This window comes from Ruegeria sp. AB6 (assembly GCF_056542685.1).
In genome coordinates this window covers 451,513-464,561 of record NZ_JBQGAD010000001.1, presented here as the reverse complement: position 1 = coordinate 464,561, position 13,049 = coordinate 451,513, and the positions used below count along the sequence as shown (strand labels likewise).

Here is a 13,049-nt window from a genome sequence, read left to right as displayed (position 1 = left end):
GACATGAACTTGATCCGGCTCTCTGAATTGAACGCGGATTTGCGGTGTTCAATATGGTAATACGTATCTGACCACACAGGAGGGCACGACGTGCCAGACAAGACGATCCGCACCCGCAGGTGGATTCTTTTCGGCGGCGGGGCCGCCGTTGCAGCGGGTTTTGCGATCCGGGAATACCGGTTGATCCCGCCCAGCTATGCGGGTGGGCATCTCAGTGTGCAGGCGGCGCATGAACAGGCCGTGTCGGGCGACGTGCTGTTGCTGGATATTCGAACCCCGCGCGAATGGGATGCAACAGGTGTGGGTGAGGGTGCCTATCCGCTGGATATGCGCCGCGATGATTTCATTCAGGCGCTGGATCAACTGACCGACGGCGACAGGTCTGCACCCGTTGCACTGATCTGCGCGCGTGGGGTTCGGTCCGCGCGGCTCAGCAACCGGCTGAGCGAAGCAGGCTTTACCAATATCATCGATGTGCCCGAAGGGATGCTAGGCTCGGCCGCAGGGCCCGGTTGGGTCCGGTCGGGGTTGCCGGTTGGAACTTATGAGGAGGCCGTTCAATGATCCGAGCCGCCGTGCTGGCTGTTGTGGCCGCATTCGCCGGGCAGTCGGCCCATGCCGCCTGCGCTGATCAGGACGGTGCCTGCCGCACTGAAATGGGCGAATATCACATCGAACTGCCCAAGGCGGAAAACCCGCCGCTGGTCGTTTTCCTGCACGGCTATGGCGGTAGCGGGACCGGCACGATGAAGAACCGCGGCATGGTCAAACCCTTGTTGTCTCGTGGCTATGCGGTGATGGCACCCGAGGGGCTTGAGCGCGCCAACCGCCCCGGTGTCAAAAGCTGGAACTTCTATCCCGGTTTCGGCGACAGGGATGAAACCGCCTTTCTGACCGAGGTCGTTCAGGACGCCGCTGACAAGTTTGGTATTGATGCCGAGCGGGTTATTCTGGGTGGTTTCTCGGCCGGTGGGTTCATGGTCAATTACCTGGCCTGCGATGCGCCCGAGACATTTTCGGCCTATGTGCCCGTGTCAGGCGGGTTCTGGCGACCTCACCCTGAGGCCTGCGAAGGGCCGATCCGAATGTTTCACACCCATGGCTGGACCGACAATGTGGTTCCGCTCGAAGGGCGTTTGCTGGGCGGTGGCCGGTTCCATCAGGGTGATATCTTTGCCGGGCTGGAAATCTGGCGCATCGCCAATGGCTGCGTCGATACCAAGCCCAGCGGGTTTTCGACGACCGGCCCTTTTATGCGCCGGTATTGGAGTGGCTGTGCAGATGGCAGTGCACTGGAGTTTGCGCTGTTCCCTGGAGGGCACACAATGCCCAAAGGGTGGGCGGACATGATGGTGGACTGGTACGAAGGCCTGCCCGGCGGCTGATCACTCTGCCGGGGTCATCACGCCTTTACCTTCGATCAAGCGCTTCAACTCGTCTCTGTGACGGCGGGCCGAGCGTGTGATCGCGGGTTCCTTCACATCCTCTTTCATCCCGACCATGCGGCGCGCAGGGCCCGAAGACACTCCGCTGAGTGCAGAAAGCGGGATCGCGAAGGCCAGGCTGATCGCTATCGGGGCCAGCCAGACCGAGACCAGCCCGGACAGGATGCCGACACTCAACGCTACGCCGCTGACGGTTTCCAGAGCATGGCACAGGATCAGAGTACGCAGCCCATAGCTGCCCCCGTCGCGCGCCTGTGGGGACCAGCCCTTTTGCACACCGAATGCGGTGCGGAACACAGCGATCATCTGTTGCACCATCAGGATCGGCGCGTAGAGGATCGACAGAATGACCTCGGACAAAAACGAAGTCAGGAATTTGAAGCCGCCGCCAAAATCCGAATAGCGCACACCGCTGAGCGGCAGGGCCAGAACGCCCAGCACCTTGGGGGCCAGCAACATGGCATACATAACGAGAATGATCAGCATATGGCGGGTTTCCGACATCTCGGGCCATTGCGGGAACAGTGGATTGTCGGGGCTGAAATAATACAGGACCGAGGCGTCCTCTCCCTGACCGATCAGTGCCCACATAACCAGCAGAGCAAACCACAAGGGCGACATCAGATACCCGACCGCACCATGGAACATGTGGAAGCGGGACACCGCGCGGAACCCGGTCGAGCTCAGCAATTTCAGGTGTTGCAGGTTGCCCTGACACCAGCGCCGGTCCCGCAGCGCGTGGTCGATCAGTGTCGGAGGCGTCTCTTCATAGGATCCGCGAATGCGCGGCAGGAAGCGCACGGCCCACCCGGCGCGGCGCAGCAGTCCGGCCTCAACAAAATCGTGGCTCATGATCAGCTTTTCCTGACCATTGAAAGCGCGCAGTTTGGGCAGGCCCGCGCTTGAGGCAAAGGCGCGCGTGCGGATGATAGCGTTGTGGCCCCAATAATTGCCCTCTTGCCCACACCAACGGGCCAGACCTTCGGCAAAGGCGATGCCGTAGACGCCGTTGGCAAATTGCTGCATCCGGGCAAATACCGATTGCGCGCCGATCAGTTGCGGGTAGCTCTGGATCAGACCGGCTCCGGGGTCACGCGCCAAGGCGTCGGTTAGGCGGGTGATGGCACGGCCGGTCATCAGACTGTCGGCGTCCAACACCAGCATCGCATCCCAATCAGCCCCCCAGCGGCTGACCCAATCGGCGATATTGCCCACCTTGCGGTCAGTGTTTTCAGGACGACGGCGGTAATACAGCTCAAGTCCCGGCGCTAGGGTTGTGCGCAGCGCCTCGACGCTGTCTTGTTCCTGCGTGGCGATCTCGGGGTCGCGCGTGTCGGACAGGATGAACATGGCATAGTGATGCTGACCACCGCGCTTACTCAGATCCTCCAGCATGGTGCGGGCATTGCCCAGCACGTTCCACGGCACCTCGTTGTAGACGGGTGTCAAGAGCGCCACGCGCAGGGGCTGAGGGCGGCCTTCGCGTTTGGGCTGTTCCTGCCGCGACAAGGATACCATACCCAGGAGCACGGTGCAGACCGTGAAAGAAATCCAGAAAAAGTTAAACGAGATCAACGCCAGCAGGATGCCTTCGATCAGGTTGATCCCTTCGGCCCCGAACCAGTCGGACATCACCCAAAGCAGCCCCAAAGTGGCCGCCATCGCAGGCGAAAAGGCCAGCGCGCGCCAGAACCCGGCCGAGGCGCGCTTGCCATTCGGTACCTGTGCATCCCGAAACCCGGCGCTGAAATCCTGCGCGGGCATCGCCAGAGGGGCCTCGGGCGGCATGATATGCAGATCGCGGCTCATGTGGTCCAACGATATAGCCACACCTCAGAGGCGGGCTGTTTGTCCTTCAGAAGCTGCGCGCGCAGCTCTACGTGGTTCCGTTCTCCCGGCTGGAAAGAGAAGGCCAGCCGCAAGCCGCCGGTATCGGGATTGCGTTGCAGCACGCCGTCTGAGGTCTCGGCATGGGGCGAGTCAACAAAGATGGTCATCGCCTCGGGGTCATCGAACAGGTCCGAAGCCTCAAAATCGATCACTGCCAGACGTCCGTCGCCGAAGGTATTGTCGCCCATCGCGGTGTTGATCACGCGCGGCATAGGGGTGCGCTGGGGTTCTTCGCCCCAGATCAAACGATAGGACATGTCGATCTGGCTGCCGGCGGCATAGGGCTCGGCCGGGCGCCAATAGGCGACGATGTTGTCGTAGATTTCCTGATCCGCCGGAATCTCGACCAGCGTCACGGTGCCTTTACCCCAATCGCCCTTTGGTTCCACCCACAGGCCGGGGCGCTTGTGATAATTCGCCTCAAGATCCGCATAGTCGGAAAACTTGCGTTTCCGCTGCATCAGGCCAAAGCCGCGTGGGTTCGTATCCACGAACGACGAAATCTGCAGGCGGGTAGGGTTGGCCAAAGGCCGCCACAGCACCTCACCCGCGCCATTGCGAACCATTAAGCCATCGCTGTCATGAACGGCGGGGCGGAAATCGTCAAACCGGCTGTGGTTGGTCTGGTCGAACAGGAACATCGAGGTGCCGGGCGCGATGCCCACATGGGGCAGCTCTTCGCGGGGGAAAAGTGTTGCTTCGACATCCATGATGCAGTCGGCCCCGGCGGTGACGTTGAACCGATAGGCCCCGGTCACGCTGGGGCTGTCCATCAGCGCGTGGACGACCATGTTGCGCTGGCCGGGTTTGGGTCGTTCCAGCCAAAAGCGGATGAATTCGGGAAATTCCTCACCATCCGGGTCCCCTGTTTTTAGGGCCAGACCACGCGCGGACAGCCCGTAAACCTCGTGCAGACCAATGGCGCGGAAATAGCTGGCGCCTTGCCAGACGCAGAACTCATCGGTCTTACCGGGGCGGTGCATTTCGGTGCGAAGGCGCAAGCCCGAGAACCCCAGCGTGTCGTCGATGGGCAGGGTCGGCACGTCTTCGGATTTGTCGAACATCGACAGATCGAACGTAACCGGGGTGGTCATCCCGTCCTCGACCGTTGAAACCTTAACAGTGCGCGGGAAGTACAAGCCCGGCGTAAAGAAATCGACATTGAACGGCGTCTGGGTTTCGTACCACAGCGCACGGTCCAACCGGAACCGGATCGAGCGATACTGCTGATACGTCAGGTCCTGCCATTCCTGCGGAACCATCTCACGCTCGGCATAGGGTTGGCTGGCCAGTTCCCGAGCCAGCGCGATCACATCGTTGCGGTCAAAGGGGACCTCGCCCCCGGCAGCAAAAGTGGCCGGAGCGAAAGCAAGCGCCGAAGTTGAGGCCAAAAATGCGCGACGTGTGAAATTCATTTTTTAGACTTCCAGGGGTGTGACTTGAACCAACCGGCCAGATAGGCCACGCCGATGATCATGGCAAAGCCAATAATGTTGGCGATGAAAACGCTGGCAACATCTCGCCCACTCAGGTCCAGCCCAACGCCGATCAGGCGCGCTGCTGCCATGGAAAAGACGAAAACCGCCAGCGATTGCTGCCCGACCTTGGTGATAACGGTCAGCAGGAATTCCCACACTTTCGCCGCTGCACCCTGACCGGTTGCGATCAGGCGATGGCCATGCTCACCCGCGACGACCCAGCCCAGATAGGCCAGTGAGAGGAAGTGGACATAGCGCAGCAGGCCAAACTCGGTCTTGCCCCGCAGTTCCGAGGTCAAGGGCCAGCCCTTGCGCAGCACGGCACCCAATTCAGGCGCGGCATTGTTGATCCAGGTAAAGACCTTCCAAGATCCAAACGGGGCCGACAGGATCAGGAACAGCACAGCAGCCCAGATCAGGGTTTTCGATACGGGCGGGGCAGGGATCCACCCGCGCATGAAGGCAAAGCCGGTAAAGAACAGCAACTGCCAGCCGAAGGGGTTGAAGAACCACTGACGGTCCGACCAAGGCTCGGCCGGCAGGGCCAGCGCGCCGGTTTGTGCCACCAGCCAAATCGCAATCGACGTGGCGGCCACGGCCCAGAACCCGACGCGGTACAGGCCCATGTAAACAGGCATCAGCGCCAAAACCACCAGATACATTGGCAGGATGTCAAAGTAGTTCGGCACGTATGTCAGCGTGAACAGACCGACCATCTGTGGCGCGGGATCGTTGAAGAAGTGCTGGAGGTTCAGTGAGGAAATGTATGTTTTCTCGAAGAAACCCGTCTGGTCCAGCGCCGCCATCGACATGGCCACAAAGAAAAACAGGCAGATATGCGCCCAGTAGACCTGCCAGATGCGGAACGCCACGCGAGCCGTTCCCATCCACCAACCCTTGCGGGCAAAGGCCCCACCAAACGCAATGGCCGAGGCCATCCCCGAGCAGAATACGAAAATCTCGGTTGCATCCGAATAGCCGAACCGCGCTGGAATCCATCTGGCCCAGGGGTCGTTCGGGATATGGGCGATCAGGATGATGAACATTGCGATGCCGCGATAGAAATCCAGCCGCGGGTCGCGCACGCGGGCAGGGGCGGCTGCTTGGGCCGCCACAGGCGCAAAATCAGAAGCGGGCGATGCTGTCGCCATACGTGTTCTGTCCTTCTTTGGTCTTTTTTGTTTTTGTTATTCAGCCGGAACGCTTTGCGCGTCTCCGTCATCGCGTGCCGCGTCGATCAATGCGCGGCGCGCAAGGGCGTAATTGTCCTCGCCACCAGCCCGTTTTGCGCGGCGGTCATCCAGGATGCGCTCGACTGCATCCAGACGCCCGGCGCGCAGGCCGGAATCAATTGTGATGCGCTCGAATACATCACGTTGCGCGTGACTGCCACCTGCAAGTTGCATTCCGTCACGTGCTGTAGAAAGGAAATCAAAGGCTTGGCCATACAGGCCGTCGCCAAAGGCTTCCAACCCTTTGGCTGCTGCAACGCCTGGATCGGACATGCGGATCGGGGTGTCGCCCTGATTGCGCTGGGCGTCTTTCTGGATGCGTTTCAGCATCTTTCCGGTCGCCTCGTCCCGGTTATCGCCAGTGAGGGCCAGGAGATAGTGCAGGTCGGCAAAGATCAGGCAGCCGTCTTCGGTGCGATTGGCGCTCAGGTCAGCCAGTTCTTCCCAGCGATTGCCGACATTTACGCCCTCAAGCTCCAGACGCGACAACAACGAGGTCGCGTTCGAGATATCGCGGTAATCGTCGGTTTTGTCTTGACGGATGTAATTGTCATACAGCTCCATCACCTGATCGACCTGTCCCAGATCCAGATGCATCAGCGCTTTGTGCCACCAGACGTGATAGCGAAAGTTGTTGCAATGCGACCAGGCGTCCTCGCGCCCGGCCAGCCAATCCAGACCCAACTGTGCGTTACCGGTCATCTCATGCACGTGGGCCACCGCGTGTAGGCCCCATGCGTCATCTGACACCATCCACAGCGCTTGACGGCCTGCAATCTCGGCCTTCTCATAGGCGCCGGTTTCTTCCAGCGCGAAAGAATGGCAGCCCAACAGATATCCACGGCCCGCGTGATCAGGCTCATACGCCGGCATCACACGTTCGATCGAGCGACGCATGCCTTCGGCGTCGCCCAGAACAAAGCGGGTGGCATGGCTAAGCTTCATCGCCAGCGAGTCTTGCGGATTGGCGCGCAGGATTTCCTCGAATTTCTGAACGGCTTGCGAGGGGAGATCGGCCAGATACAACTCCAGCGCCTGCACATACAGGCGTTCGCGTGCGGTTACCGGTTGACGCGTCATGGCTGCATTGGCAGCGGCCAGAGCCTCGACGGCGACAGGCATCATCTCGCGGCGGCCCAGCAGAACCATGAACAGACCTTTGATCGCATGGCCCAGGGCAAAATCAGGCTCAAGCTCCAAGACTTTTCCCAGATGCTGAGGCGTCACCGCCGCATGCGCCATGAACCCGAGCAGCACGCCATCCCACGCCTCGGCGCTAGCCGAATGGCTCAGGGTGTTCATCTGTCCGAAAACGTCTTGTTTCATGCTCGTGGTCCGATCCGTGTGAGAATTAGTACAATATTCGACTTACCAGAGACTCTAGTCGGGTCGTATCAGTATCGACCGACCTCTCGAATTGGTGAAATGCTGTGTGTGCAAAACGTGAAAAAAACCGCCGATTCAACGGCATGTTTCAGCAACATGCCGCCGAATTAGGCATTGTGTTTCAGTCTTCAAACGGGTTTTCGGCGTTCAGAACGGCCTGAGTGTCCGCGCCAAAGGTCGGTGGAGCACTGCGATATGTTACAGGCGTTTTGGACAGTTTCAGCGGATTTCCGATCAGATTCACCTGTGCCGGGTCGGCTTGCATGGCGATCTGCATCTGCCTTGCGGCGACCTGATCGGTGGCAAAAACCTGATCCAAAGTCTGCACCGGGCCCACAGGCACTTTGCGACTCTCAAGCTCGGCAATGACGGTTTCAGTGTCATAGTTTTGTACGGCTGGGCGCAGAATTGCATTCAGCGCATCACGATGTTCCAGACGTGATGGGTTGGTCGCAAAACGGGGATCGTCCGCCAGGGCAGGCTGCCCGATGAAGTCACAGAACCGTCTAAATTGGCTGTCGTTGCCAACCGCCAGGATCACGTGCCCGTCCGCCGTTTGATAGACGTCATAGGGCACGATATTCGGGTGCCCATTTCCGCGCCGTTGAGGGACGTTGCCAGAGGTCAGGTAATTCACGCCCTCATTGATCAGCCACGCAATTTGCGCGTCGACCAGCGCAAGGTCGATCTGCTGGCCCTCACCTGTTTGATCCCGGTGACGTAGCGCGGCCAGAATACCGACGGTCGCGTACATGCCGCACATCACGTCAGCGATGCCCACGCCCACCTTCATCGGCGCGCCTTCGGGGTCGCCGGTCAGCGACATGATCCCGCCATAGCCCTGCGCCATCAGGTCATACCCGGGTTTCGATGCGTTCGGCCCATCCTGCCCATAGCCCGAGATCGAGCAATAAACGAGGCTGGGAAATTCCTGCGACAAGGTTTTGTAATCCAAGCCGTATTTCGCCAGCCCGCCGGGTTTGAAGTTCTCGATCAGAATGTCCGCGTGCGAGGCGATGCGTCGGATTTCCGCCTGACCCTCGGGGGTGGTGATGTCGATGGCCACAGATTTCTTGTTGCGGTTGGCCGACATGAAATAAGCGCTTAGGTCCGATGCATTCCCATCCGCGTCCGTCACATAAGGTGGACCCCACTGCCGCGTATCATCGCCGCCGGTTGCCGGGTTTTCGATCTTGATCACGTTGGCGCCCAGATCGCCCAGCAATTGCGTGCAGGTCGGTCCTGCCAGAATGCGGGACAGGTCCAGAACCTTGACGCCCGTCAGCGGCCCCTCAAATCCGGCCATCATAGCCTCCACGGTCGATCTCGGCGGCGATGACGGTAAAGCTGTCGGCCTTGACCGCCGCGTCCAGCGCCGCGCGCAGCTCCTCGCGGTTGCGCACCGTGTGGCCGTTGCCGCCGAACGCGCGGCCCATGGCGGCAAAGTCGTGGCGGTCGAAATCCACGCCCGTATTGCCCATCTGGCGCTGGCGCTGTTTCAGCTCGATCAGCGCAAGGCTTGCATCGACAAAGACCAGAAAGATTGGGTTTCCCCCCATCTCGGCTGCTGTCGAAAGCTCTCCGGCAACCATCAGGAACCCGGCATCACCCGAGAAGCTGATCACCGGGCGGTCGGGTTCGGCAAGTTTCAGGCCAATCGCCATCGGCACGGCACAGCCCATGGTACACAGGGCCGAGGACTGGATCAGCCCGCGTTCCTCAGAGCAATCCCACATTTGGCTCAGCAGGATGCGATGCGCGCCGCTGTCGGCTGTCGCCAGCGTGTTGGCGGGCAGGGCAGCGCGGGTCTCAGCGATAACCGCCGCGGGACCCCAGTCGTCATCCGTGGGAAACGCCTGCGCCAAAGCGGCTTTGACTTGCGCGGGTTCGCCACCCAGCCAAGTCTTGCGCGACGGGGTGCCTTTGGCAATGGCCTCCAGCGTCTCGCCCGTATGCGCGACCAAATTCAGCCCCGCCTGATGCATGTAATGGTCATTGGGCACAGCCGAGACGTCGATCACGCGCTTTTCCGCTGGGTCCCAGATCTCACGCCAGCCGGGGCGCATTTCGATCGGGTCATAGCCCAGACACAGCACCAAATCGGCCTGTTCGACCAGCGGAACCAGATGTTTGTCGGCCAACGGCGAGAGGCCTGCGCCGCCCAGACACAGAGGGTGATCCTCGGGGACTACGCCCTTGGCCTTGTAGGTCGTCACAAATGGGATGTCGAAATGCTCCAGAAATGCCTGCACCACGTTGCGCGAGTCGTCATAGAGAACATCCAACCCGACAATTGCGATGGGCCGTTCGGCCTGCGACACCCAACGGCGGGCTTTCTCAACGCAGTCGCCCGCAGGCGACACAGTGGCGATCTTGGCGCGGCGGCGCGGTTTCACCCCCGACACGCGGGTATCCGCGACCGAGATCGGCACGTCGATATGCACCGGACCGGGGCGCGGTTGATTGGCCAACGTAACCGCCTTATCGGCAACAATGTCTGCGCCTTTGGCGGTCAGCGTAAACGTCCCCTTGGTGATCGAGCGATAGACCTGCGCGTGATCCATTACCTGATGGGTATAGGTCAGCGCTTCATCGGCATCGACGCAGCCGGTCAGCACGATCATCGGCACCCGGTCTTGCAAGGCATTGGCGACCACGTTGATCCCGTTCATCGCACCGGGGCCAAGGGTGGCAACCAGAATGGCAGGCGCGCCGTCGCGGTGATGCACGGCCTCGGCCATGAAACCGGCGGCGTTTTCATGCTTGGTCAGGTGAAAGGTGATCCCGGCCTTTTCCAGCGCATCGACAAGGGTCAGAACCTCACCACCGGGCATTCCAAAGGCGTGGCGACATCCGGCCTCGTACAAACGTTGGGCCAGAAGGTCCGCTGCGCGGGGCGAGAGGTCTTGCATAAGTCATGCTCCGAAAAACTGTTTCACAGCAGATTGCGGAGGACAGCCCCAGACGCAAGCCGGATCACGCCAGTGTGACTATTTGACTGCTGTTTCGGCCACGGCTTGAAACTTGCCATCCAGTTCCTCAGCGATTTTGCGCAGGGGTTCTCCGCCCTCGTAGACATAGGGCGCGAAGACAAAGCTGGGAGTCTTGTAGGACAGAGTGGCCGTGCCGTCCTCGTTTTCGGTGACATAAAAGCGGATCGGCGCCTCGATCATCGCGTTCACTGATGTTTCCAGCACGCGCACCGCATAGTCGTTGTTGAAGGCACCAATGACCCGATTGCCGGGGATAGTGATCCCGCGCGATGCGGCGGCGTTGGTCGGGCCTGCCTGCGTGACGACGATCAGACCATTGGCTTTGATGGCATCCTTGGTGTCGGTAACCAACGTGTCGTAACTTTTGTCGGTTGCGTAGCTGGCCCAGCCCGACAGGGGCTCGTCTGACAAAGCAGGGGTCGCTATCAGGGCAACCGCAGTCCAAAGGGCTTTCATCTGGGCCTCCTGTTTCGGGGTTGCGACAGTGATGCCAGAAAGCGGGACAGGGCGCACTCACAATCTTGTGCGTTTTCTCGATTGCGCCTGCGGTTGGAAACCCTCAGAAACAGGCAAATGCCACCCGATGAGTTCCGAATTGGATCAGATGCGCCTGTTGATATGTTCGTCCTGTGCCGGTGCCCGCGATTGCGGAGCCGAGGTCAAAGCTGTCGAATCCGCCCTGACCCGCGCGGGGATTGAGGGGCGGGTTTCGGTCGATCAGCACGCCTGTTTCAGCGGATGTGCAGAACCCGTGGCCATCGCGCTGCAGGCGGATGGCGGGGCGTCTTACGTGTTTTCAGGGGTCGATGTAGCCTCGGACGCCGATGATATCGCGGCGACTTGCCGGACCTATCTGGACAGTCCTAAAGGCTGGATCGAAGACGCCCGACCTTGCGGGCGGCTTCGGATGTGTCTGCGGGCGCGTATCCCGGCGCTTTAGTCGATCTGTAGTGTGACCGCCGCGCTGACGGGGATGTTGTCGACCATCAAAGGGCTGTGGCTGTTGGCATTCAACGAGACCGAGACCTCGACTTCGCCCTGCGGCAGTTGGTCGATATGCATCCAGTTGCCATAGAGCCGGGCCAGTTTATCGCCATTCACGTAGACATGGGCATGCCCCTCGCCGTCGATATCGGTTTTTGATGCATTCTCAGGCGAGAACCGAAAGTTTTTCGGCACAACATGCAGGTTCCATCCGGCCATGGGATCGGGGGTCAGAGTGATCTCAACCCCCGGCGCGTCGGCCCCGGCGGGCAGGTTGATGGCAGTCGAATGATCGTGTGCGGCTGCCTCGGCGTGAGATGGACTGTGATGTGCAGGATCGCCATGGTCATGGCCGTCGAAAGTGACGCCATTTGCAGCCGCAACCACAAATCCTGCACCACTGCCAAAAACTATGCCGATTGCAAACAGGGCAAGTGAGCGTGCCATTTTATGTTCCTTGATGGTAGTAGCAAACACGCCGAGCTGGTCTCGGCGTGTTTATAAGCGTGCTTGTCAGGCCGCAGCTACGGCACGCTGGCTTTCATATCGCCAGAAGTACCCGGCGAATGCCCCGACCAGAACCCAGGCTACCAGGCCGATGCCAAAAGCGCGTGCGGCAAACAGCGCGCCGATCTCGGTCGGCACAGGGCCGGTGAACACGTCGGGCTCGGGCGCGCCGATCAGGTGCGGGGCCAGCAGCAGGGCGGCTGCGATCACATAGCTGACAAGGTTGCCGCCAAAGGCGATCAGCCACATGGCTACACCTGCTGCTGCGACAGTGGCAAACCACCAAACCTGACGCGCTGCGACATCCGCCGCTGCCACGCCGGGCACTTCGGGCGCCAACGAAAAACCGGGGGCGAGGTGAACCGCGATAAACCCGGCCAAACCCCACAAAACGCCTGTGCGACCGTCGATTTTGTGACCGCTGCCCTCGGCCACCGACATCAGCGCGATCATCATCAGTGCATAACCTGTATAGATGAGCATTGTGAAAATAACGCTCAGCGCATCGCGGAACAGTTCCGAGAACATGCCCGGCAGCTCGGGGTGGGCACTGACGACGTCGCCGCCGAAATGGACCAATTCGCCTGTTTCATACAGTTCGGCGTGCAGCAAAACCGGTTGCACAAACGCAAGCTGCAGCAGGGCGGCAATCAGCCCCGCTGTAGCACCAGCGAACAACGCGCTGGTCAGAATGCGACCAAACATGGGTTTAGTGGCAGGGGAAGCCGGTTGCGTGACGCACGTCATGGGCTGCGTCATGCAGGGCAGCGGCCTGAACGTGGCCAGTCACCGAAATGATGCCAAGACCCAGAACCACAGCGAACATGACCGGCAGGATACCAGCGCGCGAGGCGGTTTGTGTTTGTGTTGTCATTTTCAATTCTCCTGTGCCGTCGCACCCGACGGCCGGTGTTTCAAATCACGCCTGGCAGGTCTCCTGGCTTGCGGGTCAGGGCCTGTGCTCGCCTTCCCCCTGAAAATTCAGGAGTGGCTGGTTGAGCAAGGCTCACCGCTTACAGTCGCGGGGGCGGCTGTGGATTGGATCAACTCGGATCGCACCACATTCCCTCTTAGCTCGTCGCTGTGAACGACGGGACCAGACGGGTTCATCTAGCCTTCAAAACCCGCGTGGCG

13 protein-coding genes and 1 riboswitch are annotated in these 13,049 nt (G+C 60.4%); of the genes, 3 read left to right on the top strand and 10 right to left on the bottom strand.

The features are described from left to right. Nucleotides 1–90 precede the first annotated feature (90 nt). Nucleotides 91–564 (top strand): rhodanese-like domain-containing protein, encoded by a 474-nt coding sequence (locus tag ACR0DB_RS02365; RefSeq protein ID WP_480548626.1) that lies wholly within the window; start codon nucleotides 91–93, stop codon nucleotides 562–564. Next, nucleotides 561–1,385, top strand: a complete 825-nt coding sequence (locus ACR0DB_RS02360) for a CE1 family esterase (RefSeq protein ID WP_480548624.1) — start codon at nucleotides 561–563, stop codon at nucleotides 1,383–1,385. Before ACR0DB_RS02365 ends, ACR0DB_RS02360 begins: the two co-directional genes overlap by 4 nt. On the opposite strand, the gene mdoH is transcribed toward ACR0DB_RS02360, so the two are convergent. The 7 genes from mdoH to ACR0DB_RS02325 all read right to left on the bottom strand — a co-directional run bounded on the left by mdoH (nucleotide 1,386) and on the right by ACR0DB_RS02325 (nucleotide 10,880). Beyond that, a complete protein-coding gene (mdoH, locus tag ACR0DB_RS02355; RefSeq protein ID WP_480548622.1) occupies nucleotides 1,386–3,254 on the bottom strand; it encodes a glucans biosynthesis glucosyltransferase MdoH in 1,869 nt (622 codons plus the stop codon). Further along, nucleotides 3,251–4,750, bottom strand: a complete 1,500-nt coding sequence (locus ACR0DB_RS02350) for an OpgD/OpgG family glucan biosynthesis protein (RefSeq protein ID WP_480548620.1) — start codon at nucleotides 4,748–4,750, stop codon at nucleotides 3,251–3,253. Before ACR0DB_RS02350 ends, mdoH begins: the two co-directional genes overlap by 4 nt. Beyond that, nucleotides 4,747–5,964 carry an OpgC family protein gene (locus tag ACR0DB_RS02345; protein ID WP_480548618.1) on the bottom strand — a complete coding sequence of 406 codons (1,218 nt, stop codon included), beginning with the start codon at nucleotides 5,962–5,964 and terminating at the stop codon, nucleotides 4,747–4,749. The genes ACR0DB_RS02350 and ACR0DB_RS02345 overlap by 4 nt, the downstream gene beginning before the upstream one ends. Nucleotides 5,965–6,000: 36 nt before the next feature. Beyond that, nucleotides 6,001–7,371, bottom strand: a complete 1,371-nt coding sequence (locus ACR0DB_RS02340; protein WP_480548616.1) for a tetratricopeptide repeat protein — start codon at nucleotides 7,369–7,371, stop codon at nucleotides 6,001–6,003. A gap of 181 nt (nucleotides 7,372–7,552) precedes the next feature. Continuing rightward, nucleotides 7,553–8,737: a CaiB/BaiF CoA transferase family protein gene (locus ACR0DB_RS02335; RefSeq protein ID WP_170782733.1), complete on the bottom strand. Its 1,185-nt coding sequence runs from the start codon at nucleotides 8,735–8,737 to the stop codon at nucleotides 7,553–7,555. After that, complete coding sequence (locus tag ACR0DB_RS02330; RefSeq protein ID WP_480548614.1) at nucleotides 8,724–10,343, bottom strand: thiamine pyrophosphate-binding protein; 1,620 nt, start codon at nucleotides 10,341–10,343, stop codon at nucleotides 8,724–8,726. The genes ACR0DB_RS02335 and ACR0DB_RS02330 overlap by 14 nt, the downstream gene beginning before the upstream one ends. A 78-nt stretch (nucleotides 10,344–10,421) precedes the next feature. Continuing rightward, entirely contained in the window at nucleotides 10,422–10,880 is a 459-nt protein-coding gene (locus ACR0DB_RS02325) for a DUF302 domain-containing protein (protein ID WP_480548612.1), read from the bottom strand. Between the two features lie 127 nt (nucleotides 10,881–11,007). Between ACR0DB_RS02325 and ACR0DB_RS02320 the strand changes: the two genes are divergently transcribed. Further along, nucleotides 11,008–11,364, top strand: coding sequence for a DUF1636 family protein (locus ACR0DB_RS02320; RefSeq protein ID WP_480548610.1), 357 nt, complete (start codon nucleotides 11,008–11,010; stop codon nucleotides 11,362–11,364). Here the strand turns inward: ACR0DB_RS02320 and ACR0DB_RS02315 are convergent. The 3 genes from ACR0DB_RS02315 to ACR0DB_RS02305 form a co-directional block, all read right to left on the bottom strand. Further along, nucleotides 11,361–11,855 (bottom strand): hypothetical protein, encoded by a 495-nt coding sequence (locus ACR0DB_RS02315; RefSeq protein ID WP_480548608.1) that lies wholly within the window; start codon nucleotides 11,853–11,855, stop codon nucleotides 11,361–11,363. The two genes, ACR0DB_RS02320 and ACR0DB_RS02315, sit on opposite strands and share 4 nt — an antisense overlap. 66 nt (nucleotides 11,856–11,921) lie before the next feature. After that, nucleotides 11,922–12,620 carry a CbtA family protein gene (locus ACR0DB_RS02310; RefSeq protein ID WP_480548606.1) on the bottom strand — a complete coding sequence of 233 codons (699 nt, stop codon included), beginning with the start codon at nucleotides 12,618–12,620 and terminating at the stop codon, nucleotides 11,922–11,924. A 4-nt stretch (nucleotides 12,621–12,624) separates the two neighbouring features. Continuing rightward, nucleotides 12,625–12,789, bottom strand: coding sequence for a CbtB domain-containing protein (locus tag ACR0DB_RS02305; RefSeq protein WP_170770220.1), 165 nt, complete (start codon nucleotides 12,787–12,789; stop codon nucleotides 12,625–12,627). A gap of 36 nt (nucleotides 12,790–12,825) precedes the next feature. Then, nucleotides 12,826–13,031, bottom strand: a riboswitch (cobalamin riboswitch). Nucleotides 13,032–13,049: the final 18 nt, after the last annotated feature.